At 58.4% G+C, this 21,200-nt stretch carries 27 protein-coding genes and 1 tRNA gene; 18 read left to right on the top strand and 10 right to left on the bottom strand.

Features of this window, described 5'->3' with window-relative positions:
* The first annotated feature begins 11 nt into the window (after nt 1-11).
* The 4 genes from HL45_RS21615 to HL45_RS09775 are packed head-to-tail and all read left to right on the top strand — an operon-like array spanning nt 12 to nt 2,986.
* Complete coding sequence (locus tag HL45_RS21615; RefSeq protein ID WP_267879597.1) at nt 12-812, top strand: DR2241 family protein; 801 nt, start codon at nt 12-14, stop codon at nt 810-812.
* Between the two features lie 4 nt (nt 813-816).
* On the top strand, nt 817-1,644 hold the full coding sequence (gene cobA, locus HL45_RS09785) for a uroporphyrinogen-III C-methyltransferase (RefSeq protein ID WP_049970917.1): 828 nt from the start codon (nt 817-819) through the stop codon (nt 1,642-1,644).
* A gap of 26 nt (nt 1,645-1,670) precedes the next feature.
* Entirely contained in the window at nt 1,671-2,693 is a 1,023-nt protein-coding gene (locus HL45_RS09780; RefSeq protein WP_368085926.1) for an anthranilate phosphoribosyltransferase, read from the top strand.
* The gene (locus tag HL45_RS09775) at nt 2,675-2,986 is read left to right on the top strand and encodes a ferredoxin (RefSeq protein WP_049970915.1); all 312 of its coding nucleotides are present in this window, start codon (nt 2,675-2,677) and stop codon (nt 2,984-2,986) included. Before HL45_RS09780 ends, HL45_RS09775 begins: the two co-directional genes overlap by 19 nt.
* Here HL45_RS09775 and HL45_RS09770 read toward each other — a convergent pair.
* From HL45_RS09770 to HL45_RS09760, 3 genes are read right to left on the bottom strand one after another with little or no spacing between them, the layout of a single operon-like run.
* Entirely contained in the window at nt 2,973-3,641 is a 669-nt protein-coding gene (locus tag HL45_RS09770) for a precorrin-2 dehydrogenase/sirohydrochlorin ferrochelatase family protein (RefSeq protein ID WP_049970914.1), read from the bottom strand. The two genes, HL45_RS09775 and HL45_RS09770, sit on opposite strands and share 14 nt — an antisense overlap.
* A gap of 59 nt (nt 3,642-3,700) precedes the next feature.
* Complete coding sequence (locus tag HL45_RS09765) at nt 3,701-4,543, bottom strand: BKACE family enzyme (protein ID WP_049970913.1); 843 nt, start codon at nt 4,541-4,543, stop codon at nt 3,701-3,703.
* Nucleotides 4,540-4,788: a hypothetical protein gene (locus tag HL45_RS09760; RefSeq protein ID WP_233274741.1), complete on the bottom strand. Its 249-nt coding sequence runs from the start codon at nt 4,786-4,788 to the stop codon at nt 4,540-4,542. Before HL45_RS09760 ends, HL45_RS09765 begins: the two co-directional genes overlap by 4 nt.
* A gap of 199 nt (nt 4,789-4,987) precedes the next feature.
* On the opposite strand from HL45_RS09760, the gene HL45_RS09755 reads away from it, so the two are divergent.
* Nucleotides 4,988-6,010, top strand: a complete 1,023-nt coding sequence (locus tag HL45_RS09755; RefSeq protein WP_049970912.1) for an AI-2E family transporter — start codon at nt 4,988-4,990, stop codon at nt 6,008-6,010.
* A 95-nt stretch (nt 6,011-6,105) separates the two neighbouring features.
* Nucleotides 6,106-6,597 carry a YciE/YciF ferroxidase family protein gene (locus HL45_RS09750; RefSeq protein ID WP_049970911.1) on the top strand — a complete coding sequence of 164 codons (492 nt, stop codon included), beginning with the start codon at nt 6,106-6,108 and terminating at the stop codon, nt 6,595-6,597.
* A 149-nt stretch (nt 6,598-6,746) separates the two neighbouring features.
* Here HL45_RS09750 and HL45_RS21220 read toward each other — a convergent pair whose 3' ends face one another.
* The 4 genes from HL45_RS21220 to HL45_RS09740 form a co-directional block, all read right to left on the bottom strand.
* Entirely contained in the window at nt 6,747-6,884 is a 138-nt protein-coding gene (locus tag HL45_RS21220) for a hypothetical protein (RefSeq protein WP_162833869.1), read from the bottom strand.
* Nucleotides 6,885-6,888: 4 nt separating this feature from the next.
* Nucleotides 6,889-7,248: a type II toxin-antitoxin system death-on-curing family toxin gene (locus tag HL45_RS21610; protein ID WP_368085925.1), complete on the bottom strand. Its 360-nt coding sequence runs from the start codon at nt 7,246-7,248 to the stop codon at nt 6,889-6,891.
* Entirely contained in the window at nt 7,212-7,409 is a 198-nt protein-coding gene (locus HL45_RS21605) for a hypothetical protein (protein ID WP_233274739.1), read from the bottom strand. Before HL45_RS21605 ends, HL45_RS21610 begins: the two co-directional genes overlap by 37 nt.
* A gap of 296 nt (nt 7,410-7,705) precedes the next feature.
* Nucleotides 7,706-8,677 (bottom strand): deoxyhypusine synthase, encoded by a 972-nt coding sequence (locus HL45_RS09740; protein ID WP_049970910.1) that lies wholly within the window; start codon nt 8,675-8,677, stop codon nt 7,706-7,708.
* Nucleotides 8,678-8,881: 204 nt separating this feature from the next.
* Between HL45_RS09740 and HL45_RS09735 the strand changes: the two genes are divergently transcribed.
* From HL45_RS09735 to HL45_RS09700, 9 genes are all read left to right on the top strand, one after another.
* Nucleotides 8,882-9,385, top strand: coding sequence for an anthrone oxygenase family protein (locus HL45_RS09735; protein WP_158413687.1), 504 nt, complete (start codon nt 8,882-8,884; stop codon nt 9,383-9,385).
* 183 nt (nt 9,386-9,568) lie between these two features.
* A complete protein-coding gene (locus tag HL45_RS09730; RefSeq protein WP_049970908.1) occupies nt 9,569-9,928 on the top strand; it encodes an ArsR/SmtB family transcription factor in 360 nt (119 codons plus the stop codon).
* Entirely contained in the window at nt 9,903-10,046 is a 144-nt protein-coding gene (locus HL45_RS20830; protein WP_158413686.1) for a hypothetical protein, read from the top strand. Before HL45_RS09730 ends, HL45_RS20830 begins: the two co-directional genes overlap by 26 nt.
* Entirely contained in the window at nt 10,043-10,507 is a 465-nt protein-coding gene (locus HL45_RS09725) for an SRPBCC domain-containing protein (RefSeq protein ID WP_049970907.1), read from the top strand. Before HL45_RS20830 ends, HL45_RS09725 begins: the two co-directional genes overlap by 4 nt.
* A gap of 2 nt (nt 10,508-10,509) precedes the next feature.
* Nucleotides 10,510-10,947 (top strand): DoxX family protein, encoded by a 438-nt coding sequence (locus HL45_RS09720; protein WP_049970906.1) that lies wholly within the window; start codon nt 10,510-10,512, stop codon nt 10,945-10,947.
* 348 nt (nt 10,948-11,295) lie between these two features.
* Complete coding sequence (locus HL45_RS09715) at nt 11,296-12,519, top strand: ABC transporter substrate-binding protein (RefSeq protein WP_049970905.1); 1,224 nt, start codon at nt 11,296-11,298, stop codon at nt 12,517-12,519.
* Between the two features lie 2 nt (nt 12,520-12,521).
* Nucleotides 12,522-13,487: an NAD(P)/FAD-dependent oxidoreductase gene (locus tag HL45_RS09710; protein ID WP_049970904.1), complete on the top strand. Its 966-nt coding sequence runs from the start codon at nt 12,522-12,524 to the stop codon at nt 13,485-13,487.
* 2 nt (nt 13,488-13,489) lie between these two features.
* On the top strand, nt 13,490-14,605 hold the full coding sequence (locus HL45_RS09705) for a FecCD family ABC transporter permease (RefSeq protein WP_049970903.1): 1,116 nt from the start codon (nt 13,490-13,492) through the stop codon (nt 14,603-14,605).
* Complete coding sequence (locus HL45_RS09700; RefSeq protein ID WP_049970902.1) at nt 14,605-15,465, top strand: ABC transporter ATP-binding protein; 861 nt, start codon at nt 14,605-14,607, stop codon at nt 15,463-15,465. The genes HL45_RS09705 and HL45_RS09700 overlap by 1 nt, the downstream gene beginning before the upstream one ends.
* A gap of 192 nt (nt 15,466-15,657) precedes the next feature.
* Here the strand turns inward: HL45_RS09700 and HL45_RS09695 are convergent.
* Nucleotides 15,658-15,732: transfer RNA gene (locus HL45_RS09695), tRNA-Arg, on the bottom strand.
* Nucleotides 15,733-15,834: 102 nt separating this feature from the next.
* Between HL45_RS09695 and HL45_RS09690 the strand changes: the two genes are divergently transcribed.
* From HL45_RS09690 to HL45_RS09680, 3 genes are all read left to right on the top strand, one after another.
* Nucleotides 15,835-16,725: a geranylgeranylglycerol-phosphate geranylgeranyltransferase gene (locus tag HL45_RS09690; protein ID WP_049970901.1), complete on the top strand. Its 891-nt coding sequence runs from the start codon at nt 15,835-15,837 to the stop codon at nt 16,723-16,725.
* A gap of 141 nt (nt 16,726-16,866) precedes the next feature.
* Entirely contained in the window at nt 16,867-17,508 is a 642-nt protein-coding gene (locus HL45_RS09685) for an RAD55 family ATPase (protein ID WP_049970900.1), read from the top strand.
* 106 nt (nt 17,509-17,614) lie between these two features.
* Nucleotides 17,615-18,025 (top strand): CoA-binding protein, encoded by a 411-nt coding sequence (locus HL45_RS09680; protein ID WP_049970899.1) that lies wholly within the window; start codon nt 17,615-17,617, stop codon nt 18,023-18,025.
* Between the two features lie 64 nt (nt 18,026-18,089).
* Here HL45_RS09680 and HL45_RS09675 read toward each other — a convergent pair whose 3' ends face one another.
* Together HL45_RS09675 and HL45_RS09670 are read right to left on the bottom strand one after the other, a co-directional pair.
* On the bottom strand, nt 18,090-20,276 hold the full coding sequence (locus HL45_RS09675; RefSeq protein ID WP_049970898.1) for an alkaline phosphatase PhoX: 2,187 nt from the start codon (nt 20,274-20,276) through the stop codon (nt 18,090-18,092).
* 355 nt (nt 20,277-20,631) lie between these two features.
* Nucleotides 20,632-21,060, bottom strand: coding sequence for a hypothetical protein (locus tag HL45_RS09670; RefSeq protein ID WP_049970897.1), 429 nt, complete (start codon nt 21,058-21,060; stop codon nt 20,632-20,634).
* Between the last annotated feature and the right edge of the window lie 140 nt (nt 21,061-21,200).

Below are 21,200 nucleotides of genomic sequence, written 5' to 3'. Positions count from 1 at the left end.
TTTTGCAATGGGTGGAAAGTGCGAGTCGGCCGATTTCAGAACCCCAAACCGAAGCCGAAGTCATCAAAACGTGGGGGCAACTGTCCATCTTGATTCGATTGACCGAAAATGGAGAACGCGAATACGAAGTTCGCCACGTCGAAGACCGAGAAAAGGATTCCTCCGCTCTCGACATCTACCGCGACCCGACCGTGGTACGCGACCTGTCGCGGTTCACGGACGACGGCGACTACCGCCCGCTCCGAACCGCCCCGACCCTGCCGACTGGGTGGTCGTTCGAAACAGGAAATCCGGACGAACTCTATCGCGTCGTGGATTGGGTGTACCCCGCGACGATTGCTAATTGGAATTTGGAGCGCGAGGACAGCCTCGACGTGACGCAGTTCGAGGAGACGGCGGAGCGTCAAACCGGAATCTACGCGAACATCGGGAACCTCGACCGGGAGGCGCTGGAAAACGCAGTTGTGGCCTGCTGTGCCGATTCGCAGTGTCGAAAGCGTAGAGAGTGGGACGCGAGCGAAAACGACGAAATCGACGTTCCCCGTGGCGACGGCGAATTCCCGTGCAGAGAGCCGTGTTCGCTGTTCGTCGCCGCGGCGCGCGAATTTCTGGCGGTGGAGCAGGGAGATGCAGAAAGGACAGAACCGACGTTCGAACGACCCACGGGGCGCGATGCGAACGAGCGACTAGCGCAACTGGCGTTCGTGGACGATGTTTCAGACTCATCCGTCCGCGACGGCGAGGTGAGCGACCCCGCGAACCGCTACCGGGCGCGGTACCGCCGCGCGAAGCAGTTCACAGCGGAGCGATGATACGATGCACACAGGAACAGTCTACTTAGTCGGTGCAGGGCCGGGTGACCCGGAACTGCTGACGGTAAAGGCACGCAAGCTACTGGATTCGGCGGATACGGTTCTCCACGATAGGTTGGCGGACGACCGAATCGTGGAGTCCTGTTCGGACGCCGCCGAAATTATTTCCGTCGGGAAGCGACCCGGCCCGGACGGCGAGCGAACCACGCAGGAGGAGATTCACCACCTTCTGGTTCGCAAAGCGCGCGACGGGAAGGACGTGGTTCGACTGAAGGGCGGCGACCCGACGGTGTTCGGGCGCGGCGGCGAGGAGGGGGAACACCTCGCCGCCGCCGGAATAGATTTCGAAATCGTCCCCGGCATCACGAGCGCGGTTGCGGGACCGGGCGTTGCTGGGATTCCAGTAACACACCGCGACCACGCATCCTGCGTCACCGTCCTCACGGGCCACGAAGACCCGACGAAACCGGAGAGCGCGCTCGACTGGGACGCACTGTCTACGATGGTTCAGGCGGGCGGAACGCTCGTCATCCTCATGGGTGTCGGCAGACTTCCGGACAACGTGGCGGCGCTTCGAGCAGGTGGAGTCGCCGAAGACACTCCAGTTGCAATGGTCGAGCGTGCGACCCGCGACGACGAGTTCACTGTCACTGGAACGCTCGGAACCATCGTGGAACGGCGGGACGAAGTCGGCATCGAACCGCCCGCAGTCACCGTCGTCGGCGACGTGGTGACCGTCCGGGACAAGGTCGTCGAATACCTTCAAGGCGCGCCGTCGGTCGGGTTCGCGCCCGCACCCGAGACGGCAGTTTCGGACAGGGGTGTGGAGTGATGGCGCAGGGAGAATTACGAGACCTAATGTCGGAGGTTGGTTCCGGCCCGAAATCCGCGGAGGACATGAGCTACGAGCAGGCCTACTCGGCCTTCGAACGAATCCTCTCAGGCGACGCCGACCCGACCGCACTCGGCGGATTTTGGGTGGCGAACCGCTGGAAGCGCAACACGCCCGAAGAACTAGCCGGATTCCTCGACGCCATGCGGGAGAACTCTGTACAGGCTGTTTCCCCCAACGCGAATCCGGTGGACTGCGGCGCGAACTACGACGGAAAACGCGAAACCGCACTGCTCGGCGTGGCCGCGGGATTGGTTTCCGCCGCCGCAGGTGTGCCCGTCGTCGTCCACAGCGGCGACCGGGTGCCGATGACCGAAGGGTGTGCGTACCGGCACGTCCTCGCCGAACTCGGGGTCGAAACCGACCTCGAACCCGAAGCGAGCGCGGAAATGGTCGATTCGGTCGGCTTCGGATTCTACGACCAATCACGATACAACCCCGGCGTCGATGCACTCTCCGACCGTCGCTCCGAGGTCGGCGTTCGGACGTTCATCAACACGGTGGAAACGCTGGCCAACCCCGCCGACACACGGGTTCACCTCGGTAGTTTCTACCATCTCTCCTTTGCGAAGCGAATCATTGAGACGCTTCGGGAAAGTCGGACTTCGACGGTCGAACGAGCGATTCTGTTTCAGGGATTGGAGGGCTACGACGACATTCGCCCGGGCTACACGAAAGTCGCCGAGTGGAGCGACGGTTCGAAGGAATTGACCGACTACGAAATCGAAACCGCGAACTACGGGATGTCGTTCGAACGCGACGACCTCGAAGTCGCGGACGTTCCCGCCGACTCCGCAAAAATCACGGAGGCGGTGCTTTCGGGCGAGCGCGACGACAAGTTCGCCGATGCGGTCGCGCTGAACGCGGCGTTCCGAATCTACGCCGGAAATGACGCGGAGTCGCTCGAAGACGGATTGGAGATGGCCAAAGCGGTGATTGCAGACGGGGAAGCCCTCGACAGCCTCTCAAAATTGCGGAGGGTCGCGTGACGAACACGCCGCCAGTCGAGGAAAAACCGTACAAAATCGTCTTCGAGGGCGGGCGTTGTTTCGGTGCTGGAAAATGCGCCGAGGTGGCGGACAACTGGGAGATGGACTTTTCGACCGGACTCGGCGCGCCGAAAACGTACTTCATTGGCGAAGGCGAACTCGCAGCAAACGTCCGCGCCGCGGAGGTCTGTCCCGCGAAAAAGGATGCTGGCGCCATCCACGTCATCGACCGGAAAACCGGGGACGAAATCGCGCCGAACCCGCACGGCGACGGCACCGTCAGTCTCGGTTGAGAACGTCACTGACGACTCGTTTTGCTTCGTTTAGGGCGCTTGTTTCGTCGCTGTCGCTCCTCCTTCTTTCGCACTCGATAGCCTTCCAAACTGCTTCAGAATCGATGACTGCTCGAACCGCCTCCCGGCGGTTCTTCGCGGGAACGTCTCGTTCCTTCAGTTCTTGTCGAATTGCCGCGGTCAGTTCGGCCATCTGGTCTGCGCCCGAAAGCAGTGGCTCGATTCGCTGGCGAAGATGTTTGCTCAAAGCGGGGCTTCGTCCGCCGGTTCCGACCGCCGCAATCACGTCTCCATCTCTCACCGTCGCCGGGACGACGACGCTTCCGATTTCTCTGTTCCCGTGCCTGTCGGCGCGGTTGACGAAGATATCTCGTTTCCCGGCCTCTATCTCGATTGCCTTGTTGAGCGCGCCGTCGTCGGTCGCGGCGACGACGAGCGCGGGCGCAGTTCGGTCGAACCAGTCCGCAAGGTCTTCTTTCGAGACGCGTGTTTTGATTTGCGACACGGATTCAGCGCGTAGTTCGCCCGCGAACTCTGCGCCGACGACGATGACGGTTGCTTCCTGCGCGAAAAACCGGGCTTTCCGACAGCCGACGCGACCCCCGCCGAAAACGAGGACTGTCTCGCCAGCGAAATCGTGAAACAGGGGAAGCATTCAAGTCGAAAGTCGTGTGCAGTCGGTTTGAATCCCGTGATTGCGGAGGATGGTCAAAATCACAATCCAAGAATCTCTCGCGCCTGTGCGGGAGATGCAACTTCTCGTTCGAGTTCGTCCGCGAGGCGCACTGATCGACGGACGAGTTGCGCATTGCTTTCTGCGAGTTCACCCCGTCGGTAGTAGACGTTGTCCTCTAATCCGACCCGGATGTGGCCGCCGAACACGATTCCCATCGCGGCAAACGGGAGTTGGTGTCTGCCGAACCCGAGCGTGTTGAACAGCGCGCAGTCGGGCAAATCCTCGATTGCGTTCAGGAAGTTCTGCGGCGTCGGGCGCGTCAGCGTCCCCGGCCCGAAGATGAGCGTGGCGTAGACCGGTTCGTCGAGGTCGCGGCGCGAAAGCAGTCCGAACACCTCGTTTCGGTGGCCGTCGTTGAACACCTCCAACTCCGGTTTGATTCCGCGCTCTTGCATCTCGTCGTAGAGGCTATTGACCAGTCCTCGCGTGTTCTCGCTCGTGAGGTGGTCGTACCGGTTCAGCGGCCCCATGTCCAACGATGCCATCTCCGGCGGCGGGTCGGTTCGCAGGGGCAGATGACGGTCTTCGTCCGACGCTCCGGTTCCGCCCGTCGAATGCTGGATGATGATGTCGTCGGTGTGTTCCCTGACCGCGTCGTCTATCTCCTGAAATCGGTCGGTCGAAAACGTACGCTCGCCGTTCGATTTCCGGGCGTGGAGATGAATCACTGCAGCACCCGCCTCCTCGACTGCGGCGGCGGCACGCCCGATTTCTTCCGGCGTTTCCGGCACGTTCGGGTTGGCTTCCTTGCCGTGGACGCCGCCCGTCACCGCCGCCGTAACGATGAGCGGTTCGTCTCCGAGATAGTTTTCGTAGCTCATTCGGATTTCTCCGCGGCGTGTTCGTCTTTTCCGTCGGTGTGTTCGCGGTAGATTTCGCAGTGATACTCGTGGCTCAGTTCGTAGCGGTCGTTGCAGATGTCCGCACGCATCGGTTGGACGAACTCGTCGATGACGGTGCAGAAGGCGCGTGGTTCATCGAACGCCGTCCTATCGGTTTCGTCGGTTGCCCCGGCGTATTCGAGATACGGACACACCATGAGTTGGTAGATGGGAACGAGAATCATAATCGTTCGCTAACACGCCCGTTACGTGGTAACCCGCAAGTCATCGGAACTGTCGGCAAACAGTGCGACGGAGCGGCCGAACGCCCGCTACTTTTGCCTTTTAAATACGCCCCGACCGTCCTCACGCCGTAGGTCGTGACTATGCGCTGGCCAGTACTCCCCACAATACCTTCCTCGGTTCGAGGAGACGTGTGTGGGTATGGATGGGACCGTGGGGATAGACGCTCGAACGGTGTTCGCATGGATACTGGTGACCGTGCTGGCGATGCTCTCGTGGCTGCTCGTAGAACCGTTTCTCTCGTGGCTACTCGCAACGGGATTTCTCGCGTTCGTGTTCTTTCCGCTTCACCGACGACTCGAAAACCGAATCGGCGCACGACTCTCCGCAGGGTTGCTTTCGGTTCTCGTCGTCCTCGTCGTTCTCATTCCGCTGGCGTTCGGATTGAACGCGGCACTAGCGAGAGGAACCACGCTTCTAGAGGGATTTTCCGAAGCCAGCGGCGTACAACAGCTAGAGCGTATTCTTCGCCAGAATACCGGTATCTCGATTCCGGTTCAGTCCTCTGTCCGACAGAGTGCCGAACGATTGAGTGGATACGTCGGTGACCGTGCGCCGACTATCGTTCGCACCAGCTTCGACGCCGTCATCGGATTTTTGCTCCTCGTGTTCGTCTTCTACTACCTTCTCAAAGACGGTTCGCGGTTTATCAAGTGGGTGAAACAAATGACACCGCTCGCGCCATCCGTGCGCAACGAACTGTTCACGTCGGCCAACGACATGATGTGGGCAGTCCTCAAAGGACACGTCCTCGTCGCAATCATCCAAGGATTCGTCGCGGGTATCAGCCTCTTTCTCACTGGCGTGCCGGGAGCAGCCCTCCTTACGGTTGTGATGATGGTTCTCGCAATCGTTCCAATTATCGGGGTCGCGCCGGTTCTCGGCGGCGCTGTCGTCTACCTCTTCATCAACGGCGAGGTGCTATCCGCGGCGTTCGTCGTCATCTGGGGAGTCACGTCCGTCGCCGTCACGGACGACTACCTGCGTGCGGTGATAATCGACCAACAGTCGGAGATGCACTCTGCAGTCGTTTTCGTCGGCGTCGTGGGCGGCACCTACCTTTTCGGCGCGATGGGATTGTTCGTCGGACCAATTCTCCTCGGTCTGTTCAAAACGAGCGTGGAAGTAATCGGCAGTTATTACGGAATCATCCGTCGTTCCTGATACGATTCAGCCGTTCTCGCCCCCGTTTTAGTCAGCCTGCGAATGTAGCCTCGTCGCTCATTGACTCCGCGAACAAATACAGCAGATGAGAACCCATGACAACAGACTCAATCGAACAACTCTTCGTCAACGGCCTTCAGGAACTGTACTACGCCGAACAGCAATTCATCGACGCGCTGGAGACGCTCGCCGAGCAGACGAACGACGAAACCGCCAGTCGGGCGTTCTCGGAACACCGCGACGAGACGCAGGAACACGTCAACCGACTGGAGCAGGTGTTCGAACAAATCGGCAAGGAGCCTCAAACGATGGATGAGCAAGTCGTGGACGCGCTCATCGACGAACACGAGCAGTTCGCACAAGAAAATGAGGGTGACGTTCTCGACCGGTACAACATCGAAGTTGGGCAGAAAACCGAACACTACGAAATCGCCGCCTACGGCAACCTCGCGTCGTTGGCTGGCAAACTCGGCTACGACGAGGCCGCCGACCGCTTAGAGGAAACCCTCCGCGAGGAAGAATCGGCGCTGGACGAACTGTCGCAGGCCGGTGAGCAGTTCGACGAACAACAGATTGTCAGCGACTAAGCGAATCGCTCGACGCGTATCGGGCCGTCGTTTTTGGACGATTGTATGTACCTGAATGGGAGCTACAGACGTTCGTTCGACAGGTGATAACAATTCACTTTCTGATAGTAGAGCCTTTCATTTGTACGTTCTCAGAAATTGTGCGAGCGCTACTCTCGAGCCAATTCTTCGTAAATCTCGTCGTGTTCGTCCATGTCTTGGCGCGTGATGAGACGAATCAGATGACGACGGGCCTCTTTTGCCGAAGTATCCGCGTCCGTCGTCTTAGAAGTGTCTTCGGTCGCCATTCTCCTACTTTTCTCTTGTTTCGCACGAGTCATAACCGTTCTGTTCGTCACTCGCGGAGTGGGACACTCCGCTTCCGATTCGGTCGAGCCACAATTGATACGTCGCCTCGTACTCTTCCGGGAGTTCAATTGTCGTCTTTTCGAGATATTCGATTACCTTTGCTTCGCTGACTTCTGCCTCGTCCGTCGCAAGTCGCTTGAGAACGTCTTTGACTTCTGAACCGTAATTTAAATCGTAGCCGTTCAGCGCGTACAGTGAGACGACTGCGGCAAGCGCAGTCCGTTTATTCCCATCGACGAACGGATGGTTCGCAACAAGGAGTCGCATTAGTTGAAATGCTTTCTCGTGAATCGTCTCCGGCATTTGGCCGAAGTGTCCCTCTCGAATATTGTCCACTGCATATTCGACATCGCCGGTGTAGAGACTCCGGGTTCCGTGTCGTCGTTGCTTTCGGCAATGATTTCGTGAATCGTCAGCATGTCTTCGGTGAAGAGATATTCGAACTCGTCCTCCGAGTTACTCATTATCAGATGCAACTGTTCGAAGATGAATAAATAATACCGATTCTTTCTTCCTGAAATCACGAACGTGAGTTTGTTTGACTCCCGAACGATTCATAGATAAACAAAACAGCTACCATAACATAGTCATGCGACTAAAAATCTATGGGCGCTACAGGCGTTCGTTTCATCGATAAACGTGAGTTCATATTCGGTCGATAGACGTGTTCATCGATTTTCAGAACCGCACTATCCGAGGCTATTCGATTCTTACCTACTTCCGCCGAAAACGACGTATTTGTTCCTCTTACCTCTGCAACTCACCGAAACGCACCAGCGACCAACAACGGGAACACGAGCGTCGCTTCCGCTTCGACCTGCGTGTAGTTGGTGTCGTGGTTTTTGATTTTCCCCCACGACACTGCTTCGTTCGGCGGTGCGCCCGAGAGCGACCCGTCGCCTTCGACGCCCGTCGAGATGTAGACGACGTAGTCCGCGCCGCCGCGGAAGAGGTTCGTCATGATAGCGTGGTGCTTCGGAACGCCGCCGCCGACGGCGATGAGGCCCGTTTCGTCCGCGAGTAGACCGTCCTCGATGAGCGAGTCGTAGTCGTCCAGAATCTCGATTCCGACCTCCGAATCGTACCCTTGCCGGTAGTAGTAGAGGAAGTTGCCGACCTCTGCATCCGTCAGCGCGGGACAGTAGATGGGGACGTCGTTGTCCGCGGCCTGTTTCAGCACCGAATCGTCGTCGTCGAGCGTTTCTCCTAATTCGCGTGCGAACGCCGTCGGCGTCCGAACTTTCTCCTCCGCGAAGAAGTCGTCGAAGAAGTCATAGAGGTACTCTTCTAACCAGACGTACCGGTCGGAGGGGACGAAGATGTTTCCGAGGCGGTTGATTCCTCGCTCCCGAAGTTCGCCTTCGTCGGCGTCCCATTCGCCCATTTTGAACGGTTTCGCGGTCTTGATAACGTCCTCGGTGAGCGACCCGGATGTCGTGATGAGTACATCGACGTAACCCTCACGGACGAGGTACGCGACGACCTCACGGAGACCGGAGGAGATGATGTTCGAGGTGAACGTTAAATAGACGGTCGCATCCTCGGCCTGCATCTGTTCTGCGATGTCGATGGCTTCAGCGAGTTGTGTCGCTTGAAAGCCCGTCGTTGCATACGATTCCAAGAGGTCACCGAAATCGAACGGTTCGCGGAAGTCGTAGCCGCGAACGTCGAGGGTGTCTATTTCTTCGTCACTCCCGGGTACGACGTGGTCGTGCGTGTCGTCTTCGGTCATACTAGTTCTTCTCGTATCCGCCGATTTGAATCACTCGAAATCGTGGCTGGTGTCGAATGCGAAATCCCGCGGCTCGTTGATTCGGTGTTCGGCGCTATCACCATGGGCGTGTAGCTCGTAGATAGCCGTGAGCAATATGACGTTGTGTCACTTCCACCCCGAATTCGCCGAACTATCACTGACGCTGAAATGGGTTTCTTCGAGATGATACGACAGAGCGTGCTGTCCGGGGAGCTACTCGGCCCGTTGATTGCGGTATCGACCATCTTCACGGGACTGATGGCTGGATTCTTTTTCGCCTATTCGGTCAGTGTGGTTCTGGCGCTCGATACCCTGTCAGCGGCGACGTACACGACGGTGATGCAGGAAATCAACGAAAAAGTTCTCAACGCAGTGTTCGGCGTCGTGTTCTTCGGTGCTGTCGTCGTCCCAGCCATCAGCATGGTTATACTCGTGTTTTGGGGGGACTGGACGACGTTGTCCGGCCGACTGTTCCTCGTAGGAGTTGTCGTCTACGTACTCGGGACGTTCGCCGTGACGATGCGAATTCACATTCCGATGAACGACGATATCGCAACGTGGTCGTCGGCGTCACCGCCGGACGAGTGGGCCGAAGTTCGTGCCCGCTGGACGCGGTGGAACCATGTTCGAACGATAGCCGCAGTGGTTTCGTTCGCATCGTATCTCGCGGCACTGTCAGTCCGGTAGCGACTCGTTCGCAAACTTCGGTAGAAAAAACCGTTCCACGTGGGCGAGAACGACCGTATCGAAGGTATTGATGCCGAGTAACCTGACGGACTCTCCGGCAAACGGCGTTTACCGGACAACTAAACGGTTCCCAACTTATTCAACCAACAGGTTAACTATCTTGCAGCGCTAACAGTTAACCGGATGGTTGAACAACCACCGGACGAACCGAACCTCGACGTAATCTTCAAAGCCCTGGCTCACCCGACCCGGCGAGAACTCATCGAACAGATGGCCGCCGAGCCGAAGAGCGTCAGTGAGTTGGCCGACCCTCACGACGTCTCGCTAGCCGCAATCTCCAAACACCTCCACGTGTTAGAAGATGCGGGCCTGATAGAGGTCGAAGAGGATGGACGGATTCGTCGTTGCTACTTGGATGCAACGCCGCTAAGTGCAGCGTTCGGCTGGTTGACTCGCTACCGCGTCCTCTGGGACGACCGATTGGACGCACTGGCCAACCATCTGGAGAACCAAGACAATGACGACCGACCAGACTCCTCCTGAAACGAGCGGGATGACACCACCCGCCGAATCGAACGAACGAGCGAAAACCAGCGCACGCGAAACCGGAGAAAGAGACACCGAGTTACCTGCAAAGCCGGAAACGGGAGACGACCGATGACCGACGACACGACGAACGAAGGGCGAAGTATGACGGTGAACCGCACCATCGAGGCACCACCCGAGAGGGTTTACGATGCGTTCCTCGACCCCGACGAACTCGGCGAGTGGCTCCCTCCGGACGGTTTCAGGGCGGAAGTACACGAATTAGAACCCGAAGAGGGTGGCCAGTTCCGCATGACGTTTATCGCCGAGACGGAGGAGCTTGAACCCTACTCACAGTCGTTTCACGGAACGTACGTGGAACTGGTGCCGGGCGAGCGAATCGTCCACACGGACGAATTCGAGACAGATGACCCGGGAATGACCGGTGAGATGACGGTCACGGTCACCTTCGAGGCAGTCTCCGACGGGACTGCAGTCACAGTTCATCAAGAGGGAATCCCCGAGGACGTTCCCGTTGACGATGCCAATGCGGGATGGATGAACTCCCTCGAAAACCTCGCGCAGTTGGTGGAATGAGCATGGTCGTAAATTACCGACTCGGGATACCGAAAATCCTCGCACAGCTACGACACCGACGGTCGATTGTGAGCGGTGCATTATGGCTCGTGCAGGGGCTACTCGCCGCCCTCTTCCTCTATGCGGGCGGGATGAAACTGCTCCTCCCGATCGGGGTGATGACAGCACAGATGGCGATACCGCTTCCGGGGGTGTTCCTGCAGTTCATCGGTGTCGCCGAAGTGCTCGGCGCAGTCGGACTAATTCTCCCCGGCCTGCTGGGCGTTCGGAGTGGACTGACACCGTTGGCCGCCGCAGGATTGGTACTCATCATGTGCGGTGCGACGGTGCTCACGCTGTTGGGCGGTGGTGGCGCACTGGCGCTCGTCCCGCTTGTTGTGGGAGTACTCGCCGCGTTCGTCGCCTATGGCCGCTGGCGACTTCGACCGTTGCGTAACTGACGCGATATCACGGGACTACAGGGAATAACAATACTTTTTGACAGTAGTCGTACCGCGATACTGCGCGTGCAATAGGTGTTCGTTCGACTGCCGAACGGTACATTGTTACCGACGGTTTCGGCGGACTGTGTCGATTTCAATCGAACATCCGGAACCAGATGAAATATTGACATTATATTCATCCAGATTAGAAGTTGGGAAATAAGCCCTGAAATGCCATGAGTGCGGCGATAAATATTAATTCTCTACAGATAACACTCGTATTAAGTAAAATATTGACAAATCATCAAAGTTTAGGCTGGCCTAAATTCCGAAAACGCTTTAAATCTTTAGGCGAGCCTAAAACTCATGTCCAAAAAAAGAGGCGGACACGGAGCACCAACACGGCGCGAGTATCTGAAGTACGGCGGTGCAGTCATCGGTGGTGCAGGACTCGCGGGCTGTACGGGCAACAGCAGTTTGGATTCCACGCCGACCGCAACGGGAACCGATTCTGAGACGGCCACATTGGCAGGCGACGGCGCGACGGACGGGCCGTACACGGTGACGATGTCACCCATGGGCGAAGTCGAGTTCGAGTCGCCGCCGGAGACAGTGTTCACCCGTCTCACTCACCACGCGGATATGGCGTTCGCACTCGGTCGTGGGGACGGAATCAACGCGATGCACGCGCCGGACTACTACGACCAACTCTGGAATCAGTTCGTGGAGCGACTCCCTGGCGTCTCGCTCGACTGGACTGGGTTGTACTCCTCGTGGGAGGTCGGCAAGGAGAAACTCTACGAACTGGACAGCGACGTCCATCTCGCCGACCCGGCGTCGGTGCTGGCACTCGGTAGCTGGAGCATGGCGGACATCGAGGAGGTCGAGCAAAACATCAGCCCGTGGTTCGGCAACTCGTTCAGCGCCCGTCAGCAGACGCCGCCGGACAGTTGGGAGGGCGACTACGAGTACCCCAGTCTGTGGGAGCAATTCGAGAAAGTCGCGCAGGTGTTCCAAGAAGAAGAGCGGTACGAGGCGCTCGCCGAGATTCGAGCTGAGATACTCACAACAATCGAGACAGACCTCCCGCCCGAATCGGAACGACCGACCGCGGTGATGATCGGGTCGGCCGACATCGAGGGCGACATCTACGCCTACACGCTGAGCAATCCCGGATTCCTCACCTCGCACACGCGCCCGCTCAAGCCGCGCGATGCGTTCGAGGGGTCGGTCGAATCCGGCACCGTCATCGACTTGGAAGTGTTGCTGGAAGCCGACCCCGACGTGATGCTGTTCCTCGGGGGTATGCTCCCGACGACGGACATGGGCAACCTCCGTGCGACGCTCGAATCGAACGCCGTCGCCTCGGAAATTGCGGCCGTGAAAAACGGCCGCACCCATCCACAGGGTGCGCGGTATCAGGGGCCGATTTTGAACCTCTTCCAGGTGGAGATGACCGCCAAACAGCTCTATCCCGAGCAGTTCGGGGAGTGGCCATCCTACGACAACGGCCCATATCCAGAGGTTCCCGAGGACCAACAGTTGTTCGACCGCCAACGGGTTGCAGACATCATCAACGGAGCGTTCTGAACATGAGTGAAACGACGGACACTGACCACGACGTCGTTATCGTCGGCGGCGGGCCAGCAGGCTGTTCAGCAGGTGTGTTCACTGCGCGGGAGGGACTCGACACGGTGATTTTCGATCGGGGACGCTCTTCCGTACTGCGATGTGCCCATCTCGAAAACTATCTCGGCTTTCCCGAGGGAATCGACATCGAAACGCTGTACGAACTGATGCACGCGCACGCCGAGAGTGCGGGTTGTGACATCGTTCCCGACTTGGTCGGATCGGTCGATAGAACCGACGATGACGACGGGTTCGTCGTCACCCCGCAAGAAGGAACGCCGGTTACCACCCGGCGAGTCGTCGCGGCGACGCGCTACGACGGCGAGTACATGCGCGGACTGGACGACGATGCGGCGATGTTCGAGACGTACGAACACGGGGACGAAGAACACGAGCGATTCGACCGCAGCTACGCCGACGACGACGGCACGACGCCCGTGTCGGGACTCTACGTCGCCTCTCCCTCCGAAAGAGCGGACAAACAGGCGATTATCGCGGCCGGTCGCGGCGCGTGGGTTGCGCGCCGCGTCATCACGGACACTCGAATAGATGACGGTTGGTGGGAGGAAGTGGCCGGTGGTGTCGATTGGGTGCGCCGTCAGGCTGAACTCGACGAGAAGTGGGCCAAGCGCGAAACGCGGGTCGAGTGGTTCGACGACTACTACGCAGACGGTGCACCCGTGGGTGCTGATTCCGAGCGATTCCGCCGCGTGCGCGAGGCATCGGTCGATGCCTCGCTCTCCGCGTACATCACTCCGGAGGAAATCGAGGCGCGAGCCGAAACCGGCCACGAAACGCTGGCCGAGCACCTCGATTCGGAGGCAGTCGTCGCCGCAGTCGGCGAGGAAGAACTCCTCGACGCGATAGCCGACGATTCGATTCGTGAGTACATTGGCACTGACGGCCAATCGCTGGAAGGAGACGACTAACCATGGCGAGCGAAGCGACCGGCGATGCGACGACACCCTCTCGGCGCGACCAACTGTTGGAGTGGTTCGATGCGTCGCTGATTACGCTCTGTCTCGGAAGCGTGATTGTCGTCGTCGCCGGAGCCCTCGTACAAGTGAGCTTCGGCGCGTTTTCGATGACGCTCGTCGAAGCGTGGCAGGCGGTGTTCAATCCCGAGGTGATATTTAACCGGCAGGCGTGGAACGCGTTCTTATTCGGTAACGAAGTCCCCGAGATGAACAAACAGAGCCTCATCGTCTGGAACATCCGCCTTCCTCGGGTGTTCGTCGCTATCCTCGTCGGGATGAATCTCGCCGTCTCGGGAGCGATTTTCCAAGCGGTCACCCGGAACGAACTCGCGAGTCCGTTTATCCTCGGAGTTTCGTCGGGCGCTGGATTACTAATTCTCCTCACACTCGTTGTTTTCTCCGGACTGTCGGCGTTCCTGCCGCTTATCGCCTCAGCGGGCGGCGCACTCGCGTTCGTCATCGTGTACGGCATCGCGTGGAAAAACGGGACGTCGCCGGTTCGGCTCGTCCTCGCGGGCGTCATCGTCGGCACCATCTTCGGGTCGATTCAGACCGCGCTGTTTTTCTTCGCCGACGACATCGGCGTCGTGCAGTCGGCCATCGCGTGGACGACCGGGTCGCTGACCGGAACCGACTGGGAACAGGTTCGGATGGCACTGCCGTGGACAGCCGTCGCAATGTTGCTCGCGCTGATTAGCTCTCGGCAATTGAACGTGCTCCTCCTCGGTGAAAATACGGCGCAATCACTCGGAATGAGCGTCGAAAAGGTTCGATTTGCGCTCTCGGGCGTTGCGGTGCTTGCCGCCGCCGCAAGCATCGCAGTCGCCGGAATCGTCGGCTTCGTCGGACTCATCGTTCCGCACATGGTTCGAAACGTCGTCGGAAGCGATTACAAGAAGCTTATCGTCGGGTGTCTCTTCGCTGGCCCGGCGTTGATGGTCGCGGCCGATGTCGGCGCACGCCTCGCGTTGAATCCCGTGCAGGTTCCGGTCGGCATCGTTACCGGCCTCATCGGTGGCCCGTACTTCCTCTACCTCATGCGTAAACAGGACAAGATGGGTGAAATCTGATGACCGAACACCGGGCAATCGCCGACGACTCGGTGGACGAGTCCGGGCACCCCAACGAAGTTGATGCGGCGAGCGAACTGGTCGGCGAGGAACTCGCAATCGGGTATCCGACCTCAATTGAACCGATTGTCGAGTGCGAGAGGGTCGTACTCCCGGCAGGCGAGGTCACGGCCCTCGTTGGACCGAACGGGTCGGGGAAGAGTACGCTCCTGAAGTCGATGGCGAACCAGCTCTCCCCCGAACGAGGGCGTATCCTCCTCGACGGAAGCCAAATTCAATCGATGGAGTCGAAACAGCTCGCACAACAGCTCGGGCTTCTCTCCCAAGAGAACAACTCCCCGGGGGGCCTTACGGTCGAAGATTTGGTCTTCCACGGTCGATACCCGCATCGCGGATTCTTCGAAGCCGTCTCGGAGCGCGACCGCGAGGCAGTCGAGCGAGCGATAGCGTTGGCCGGTGTCGGTCATCTCCGCGACAAGGAGATGAGCAACCTCAGTGGCGGGCAGAAACAACTCGCGTGGATTGCGATGGTGCTCGCGCAGGACACGGATATTCTCCTGCTCGACGAGCCGACCACGTATCTCGACCTCCATCACCAGCTTCGGGTCATGGAGGTCGTTCGAACGCTCAACCGCGAGGAAGGCGTCACCGTCGGCATCGTCCTCCACGACATCGGACAGGCCGCGCGATTCGCGGACAATCTCGTTGCGATGAAAGACGGAGAACTGTACGACTGGGGGCCGCCAACCGACGTCGTGACGGAAAGGTTGCTCGCCGATGTCTTCTGTGTCGATGCCGACGTCGATAGCAGGAGTTCGACCGGGCCGCACATTGCACCACACCGCGCCATCGAGGAGTGAGTCGGTCGAGGTTCACGGATCGAGTATTGTCCGTCGTTTTTCTTGTGTGTCTACGATTAGAAACAGACAGCGGTACCAGAATTCGACTACGTCCAGACGGTTTCGGTCGCTTCGCGCGCGAACTGCGTCTGGTCTAATTAAAATCCTTTGCGCTACATCTTTCGCTTCGCACCTTTATTCGTCGCAGAAACATGGGCGCTACAGGATTTGAACCCGTGGCAGCTTGGTCCGAAGCCAAGCACTCTGTCCAGACTGAGCTAAGCGCCCTGTACCCACATCTATTGGGTGGTACCTTTTAAACGTCGTGGTTTCGAATCGCGGAAATCGCATCCACTCCATTTATACCGGGTGGGCCGAGTACGACGCCGTATGGCTACTGACGGGCGTGCAAGGGGACTGTTCGAACTCACGCGCCCGGGGAACACGTTCGCGGCGGGAGTGCTGACATTTATCGGTGCGTTCGTCGCGGGCGGCGTTGTCACCGACGCAAAGCCGGTACAAGTCGCCGGAGCGGTGCTGGCGACGTGGTTAGCGACCGGTGCGGGAAACGCGATTAACGACTACTTCGACCGGAAAATCGACCGCATCAACGCACCGGAGCGACCGATTCCGCGCGGTGCAGTTTCACCGCGCGGTGCCCTGCTCTTCAGCGGACTACTGTTTGCAGGTGCAGTCGTTTCGGCGCTCGTGCTTCCCCTGCTCGCAATCGCAATTGCGGCGATAAATCTCCTTGCACTCGTCGCCTACACGAAACTGTTCAAGGGACTCCCGGGAGTCGGCAACGCGGTCGTGGCGTATCTCGGTGGGAGCACGTTCCTCTTCGGGAGCGTCGCGGTCGCCGTTGATGCAGAGAACACTGCGATTTCACTCGGGTCTGATGCGGGGGTTCGCGCCGCATTCATTCTGTTCTTGCTGGCAGGGCTTTCGACGTTCACGCGCGAAATCATCAAAGACGTAGAGGATATGGCGGGCGACCGCGAGGAGGGGTTGAACACGCTTCCGCTGGCAATCGGTGCGCGACCGGCAATCCTCGTCGGAGCCGTTTTCCTCGTACTCGCCGTATTGGCGAGTCCGCTTCCGTATGTGTGGGAGACGTTCGGCCTCCCGTATCTCGCGGTCGTTCTCCCGGCAGATGCCCTCATGCTCTATGCAGTGTACGAGAGCGTTGATAACCCGACAGCGGGACAAAACCATCTGAAGTACGGAATGTTTCTCGCCGCAATCGCGTTCGTCGTCGGCCGAGTCGCTGTGTTAGCGTGAGTAACTGACCGAACCGCTCAATCAACAATCAAAAAGAATATAAGTGGACTCCAATATATTAATCCCAGATAAGGCAGGGGGAGAAAAGGGACACGGTATCTGTGTCCGTTTCTGTCCATTACACTGGTGTGAGGTACCACGATGTATACGTTAGACAATGTGTTCTCGGAGTTGGAAGTCGACCCGGGGACAAACCTGCTCATTTCGGGTTCACCGATGACTGGCAAGAGGAGCCTCGCGCTCGACACCCTTGCAGACGGTGGAAACGATGGCGACGGCGCGATTATCGTGACGACGAAGGATAGCGGCGAACACGTGCTCAAGGAGTACGAATCGCGCCTCGAAACCCCGTCGTCACCTGTCGGCATCGTCGATTGCGTCTCGAAGCAGCAAGGGATGTCCGCGCGTCGTGTCGATAGCGTCGAATTCGCGTCCTCGCCGGTCGATATGACTGGCATCGGTATCAAACTGTCAGCGTTCCTGCAGCGATTTTACGATTCGGGCGTGCGTGCGAACCGAATCGCGTTCGACTCGCTTTCGACGCTTCTCATGTATTCGAATCTCCAGACCGTCTTCCGATTCCTGCACGTTTTTACCGGGCGCGTCCAGAGCGCGGAAGCCCTCGGCTTGTTCATCATCGACTCGACGGCCCACGACAATCAGACGATGAGTACGCTCCGGCAGTTGTTCGACGGCGAAATCGAAGTTCGAGAGGCCGACGGGAACGAATCCGAACTCCGGATGAAAGGCGTCGGCAAAACCGCTGGCTGGCAACCGTTGTAGCGCCCGGAGTCATCGGCTGGAGTTATCGGCCGCTACAACCGAAATTATCGGCCAACGCCGGTCGCGGGGCCAAATCCTTTTCCACGTTCGCAGCGTCAGTTCTTCCATGCCAATCGAAAGCGACGATGAACTTCGTGACATCCTCGAACTCGACACCGTGGCCGTCGTCGGCTGTTCCTCGACGCCTGGCAAGGACGCCCACGAGATTCCGAACTACCTCCGCGAACACGGCTACGACGTCATCCCGGTCAACCCCTTCGCGGACGAGATTTTCGGCCGAACTGCCTACGACTCGCTCACTGACGTAGACGAGGAAATCGACATCGTGGACGTGTTCCGCCCGAGCGAGGAAGTGAGCGACATCGTGGACAACGCTATCGAACGCGATGACGCAGGCGTCGTGTGGACGCAGTTAGGAATTCGAGACGACGAGGCCGCGAACCGCGCGGAAGCGGCCGGAAAACGGGTCGTACAAGACCACTGTATGAAAGTCGAACATCAGCGGTTGCTGGAGTAAGCGCTGTTTTTAGCGTACGAGCTACTTCTTAAAAAAGCGGAATGAAGGGATTCGCGGGTGGCGTTTAGCTGTTTGCCTTGCCCTTACCAGAGTCGTTCCCGTTGCCGGAATTTCCTTTCCCCGGATTTCCGTCTCCCTTGCCGGGATTATCCTCGTCGTCGCCGTCGTCGTTTCCGTGGCCACGGTCGTCGTCCGTTTCCGGGTCGTACACGTACAGACAGTCGTTGCTGTACGACCGGCCGAACTTGTCGGCGTCCTCACAGCAGAGGACGCGACTGTCGTCCATCACGTAGACGTTGTCGATGTTGATGAGCGCGTCGTCCGCCACGTCGGCGGGGTCGCTCGCGTCTGGGCCGACGATGACGGGTTCGAGGGTCGAGACGTTGTAGTCGTCTTCGAGTTCGGCGCGGTAGACGACACCGCCGTCCACGCGGTCGAGTCGAACGTCGCCCAACGTGTCGGCCATGGCGTCGTTGAGTTCCGAGATTGCGAAGTAGACGTAGTCGCCGGGTTGCGCTCCTGCAACGCTGTCCACTCCTTCGGCCTTGTTGAACTCGATGGTCGCACCGATTTCTTTGGCGGCGGCGCGGGTTTCGAGGAACGGAACCTTGCGGAGTTCGTCGTCCACGCCGTCCGGCCCGTCGCGCTCGAACTGTTCTGCCCACGCGAGGATTTCCTCGTTCGTGATGTAGTTCTGGTTGCCGTTCTCGACGATTTCTTTGTCGGCCTCTTCGAGCGCCGCGTCGAGGTCTTCTTCCCAGTCGGTTTCTGCGTGCGTTTCGAGGTAATCCACCTGCGTGATGTCGTCGTACTCGGCAATCCACTCCTCGGCTTCGCGGTTGGTGGCGTGGCCCAGTTCTATCCACTCGAATTCGAGGTTGACATCGGCTGGCGGATTCTTCTTTGCGGCCTCCTCATTGGTCACCTTCGGCGCGTACAGCGTTCCGGCGGTGTCCATGGGGTCACAGAAGTCCGGAATCGGTTCGTCGGCGACGAACTTGTAGATGCCCTTGCTGTCGCCGTCGGAACAGCCGTACACCGTTTTCAGGTCGCTCTGTACGTCCGGTGCCTCCCACGCGGCCCGACCCATGACGTAGTATTTGACCGGTTGTGGCGTTTCCGCAGTCGGTTCGCGGACATCGACGTGGTAGCCATAGCGGTACGGGTTCGGGTAGACGTCGCCGATTGGTTCGGCCGTATTAGATTCGTCTTCTGCGGATTGGTCGACCGGACTCGAAGTTTGGTCAATCTGCTCTGCGCCGAGATAGTATGCGAGGAATTCGAGTCCCGTCAACGCCCAGTATCCCTGCACGGCCCACGATTCGTCGCCGTAGTAGCCGTCGATGGCCTCCTGAATTTCGTTCGGATTCGGTCGGTTCCAGAACTGAACGGCACCGATGAGATTTTTCCCGGTTCCCTGTTCTACGATGTCGCCCACTGTCGCGGTGAGCGAAACGCGAGGGTGTGCGTAGTTCTCCTCGGACGAAATCATCGTATTCCACGGCGAGAGGTCACCGTAGCAGTTGATTCGCGTGCCGCCGAGTTCGCGCAGAGGTTCCGTGTTTGCGAGGTTGATGGCGGACTCCAAGTCGGCACTCCACTCGCCGTCAGCGTCCTGACTGATTGGAATACGGGAGATGTTCCCGGGGCTGTTTTCCCAGTTGGTGAACAGGTAGCCTTCGGTTCCCTCGTCGTTCGTAGCGACGAACTCGTTACAGTCCGGGTTGTAGGCGGCGTCCCCGTACTGGGTTCCCGCAAAAACGTCTCGGGTGATGTCCCACCCGTCGGGTGTTTGAACGACACCGAGGCGTTCGGTGCCGCCGTTGATGCGGTCTTCTTCCTGCGCGAGGAATACGTACTCCCCGTCTGCACTCCGAATCATTCCCTGTTCTTCGTTCGTCTGGGGCGTCGATAGCTCGTCGAAATCGTCGTTGCTCCCGCCCATTGAGAACCGGAAACCGCTGAAATAGCCGATTCCGGATTTGTTGTAGGGTGCCGGGTTGTCCCGGCTCGGGTGCTGGAGGCTGTAAAGTGGGGTTCCGTCCTCGAACACGAACGGCCCCGTGACTTCCGCACCGAACGCCGTCGATGAAAACCGTTTGAGGCCGCCCTTCACGTAGGGTGCGCGAGGCGTGTCGTCGTCTTCTGGAGGTTCTGTACTCTCGATTCCGGTGACGTTCGAGGAAACGCTCGCGCCCAAGGCGGCGGCCGCGGACGTCGCCATCAGTTTGCGTCGGGTGAACTCGACCATGCAGTCAGGTAGATACGTTCCGATCATATGTAAATTTATAATAGATATATTTGATATATGCCGTAATCACAAACACAATGATGTATATGTACCGACTTTGGTTATATTATTTGCATTTTTATATATCTCTACTTGCCATCGAAATGCTACTTTCTGCGGTGTGAAATCGCCGCATTGACGCAGAAAAGTGGGTTCCGTCGGTCTATATTCCAACGTAATAGATGGAATCAGACAGCAGCCTTTCAGAAGCATGTAGTGTTGCATACGGTATAAACCCGATACGCCTCGACAGAGGAGCATCTAAAATACGATAGTTAGAAGATACGATGTGCGTCTGTAAGAAGGCGGAACGCTGTTACTCCATTCCCATCTCTTCTGCCCCGTCGCGTATCTCTTGGGCGCGTTTTCGAACCGAAGCGATGTACCGCTCGATTTCCGTGGGTTTCTTGCCGTAAAACGACGCGACCCAGTTGATGTCCGAGTACGGTTGGGTGAGAAAGTACGCGGCCAGCGTATCCCGGCCTGCCTGAATTATCTCCGGTGGGACGCCGCGTTCACCCGTGCCAGCCTCTTCGAACCCGTTTACGTCGAAGTAAATATCGGCGTACAGTTCCGCCAGTTCCGGGTTCTCGAAGCGAATTTCGATATGTTCCGGTGCCTCGAACCGATACTGCGGCTCGTCCTCGCCCGGAAGTCGTACCGTGACGATTCTGACGCCTAATATGTATTCTCGGTACACCGATTCGCCCTCATCGATAGCACTGCTTTTGTTGGTACGTGACATGGTTCGTCTGTCCGGTTTTCCGCGCTTGTCGAACGTCGCCGACCGAGAGCAGGTTGGTCTGGCGTAAAGAATGCGGACGGATGCCGATTAGTATTTTTGTAATTTTACTATATATGAGAACGGAGTTCGCGGACTACGTC

It is taken from the genome of Haladaptatus cibarius D43, assembly GCF_000710615.1.
Classification (GTDB): Archaea; Halobacteriota; Halobacteria; order Halobacteriales; family Haladaptataceae; genus Haladaptatus; species Haladaptatus cibarius.
The sequence above is the reverse complement of the archived record's forward strand: the minus strand, read 5'-3'. Positions and strand labels throughout refer to the sequence as shown.

Coding starts and splice junctions, on each gene's coding strand:
- HL45_RS21220 (WP_162833869.1), bottom strand. CDS start 6,884: ATGGCGACCGAAGACACTTCTAAGACGACGGACGCGGATACTTCGGCA.
- HL45_RS09720 (WP_049970906.1), top strand. CDS start 10,510: ATGGTCGTAAATTACCGACTCGGGATACCGAAAATCCTCGCACAGCTA.
- HL45_RS09730 (WP_049970908.1), top strand. CDS start 9,569: ATGGTTGAACAACCACCGGACGAACCGAACCTCGACGTAATCTTCAAA.
- HL45_RS21610 (WP_368085925.1), bottom strand. CDS start 7,248: ATGCCGGAGACGATTCACGAGAAAGCATTTCAACTAATGCGACTCCTT.
- HL45_RS09725 (WP_049970907.1), top strand. CDS start 10,043: ATGACCGACGACACGACGAACGAAGGGCGAAGTATGACGGTGAACCGC.
- HL45_RS09780 (WP_368085926.1), top strand. CDS start 1,671: ATGTCGGAGGTTGGTTCCGGCCCGAAATCCGCGGAGGACATGAGCTAC.
- HL45_RS09685 (WP_049970900.1), top strand. CDS start 16,867: ATGTATACGTTAGACAATGTGTTCTCGGAGTTGGAAGTCGACCCGGGG.
- HL45_RS09740 (WP_049970910.1), bottom strand. CDS start 8,677: ATGACCGAAGACGACACGCACGACCACGTCGTACCCGGGAGTGACGAA.
- HL45_RS09710 (WP_049970904.1), top strand. CDS start 12,522: ATGAGTGAAACGACGGACACTGACCACGACGTCGTTATCGTCGGCGGC.
- HL45_RS09755 (WP_049970912.1), top strand. CDS start 4,988: ATGGATGGGACCGTGGGGATAGACGCTCGAACGGTGTTCGCATGGATA.
- HL45_RS20830 (WP_158413686.1), top strand. CDS start 9,903: ATGACGACCGACCAGACTCCTCCTGAAACGAGCGGGATGACACCACCC.
- HL45_RS09735 (WP_158413687.1), top strand. CDS start 8,882: ATGATACGACAGAGCGTGCTGTCCGGGGAGCTACTCGGCCCGTTGATT.
- cobA (WP_049970917.1), top strand. CDS start 817: ATGCACACAGGAACAGTCTACTTAGTCGGTGCAGGGCCGGGTGACCCG.
- HL45_RS21605 (WP_233274739.1), bottom strand. CDS start 7,409: ATGAGTAACTCGGAGGACGAGTTCGAATATCTCTTCACCGAAGACATG.
- HL45_RS09670 (WP_049970897.1), bottom strand. CDS start 21,060: ATGTCACGTACCAACAAAAGCAGTGCTATCGATGAGGGCGAATCGGTG.
- HL45_RS09690 (WP_049970901.1), top strand. CDS start 15,835: ATGGCTACTGACGGGCGTGCAAGGGGACTGTTCGAACTCACGCGCCCG.
- HL45_RS09700 (WP_049970902.1), top strand. CDS start 14,605: ATGACCGAACACCGGGCAATCGCCGACGACTCGGTGGACGAGTCCGGG.
- HL45_RS09675 (WP_049970898.1), bottom strand. CDS start 20,276: ATGGTCGAGTTCACCCGACGCAAACTGATGGCGACGTCCGCGGCCGCC.
- HL45_RS09705 (WP_049970903.1), top strand. CDS start 13,490: ATGGCGAGCGAAGCGACCGGCGATGCGACGACACCCTCTCGGCGCGAC.
- HL45_RS09750 (WP_049970911.1), top strand. CDS start 6,106: ATGACAACAGACTCAATCGAACAACTCTTCGTCAACGGCCTTCAGGAA.
- HL45_RS09770 (WP_049970914.1), bottom strand. CDS start 3,641: ATGCTTCCCCTGTTTCACGATTTCGCTGGCGAGACAGTCCTCGTTTTC.
- HL45_RS09715 (WP_049970905.1), top strand. CDS start 11,296: ATGTCCAAAAAAAGAGGCGGACACGGAGCACCAACACGGCGCGAGTAT.
- HL45_RS09760 (WP_233274741.1), bottom strand. CDS start 4,788: ATGATTCTCGTTCCCATCTACCAACTCATGGTGTGTCCGTATCTCGAA.
- HL45_RS09680 (WP_049970899.1), top strand. CDS start 17,615: ATGCCAATCGAAAGCGACGATGAACTTCGTGACATCCTCGAACTCGAC.
- HL45_RS09765 (WP_049970913.1), bottom strand. CDS start 4,543: ATGAGCTACGAAAACTATCTCGGAGACGAACCGCTCATCGTTACGGCG.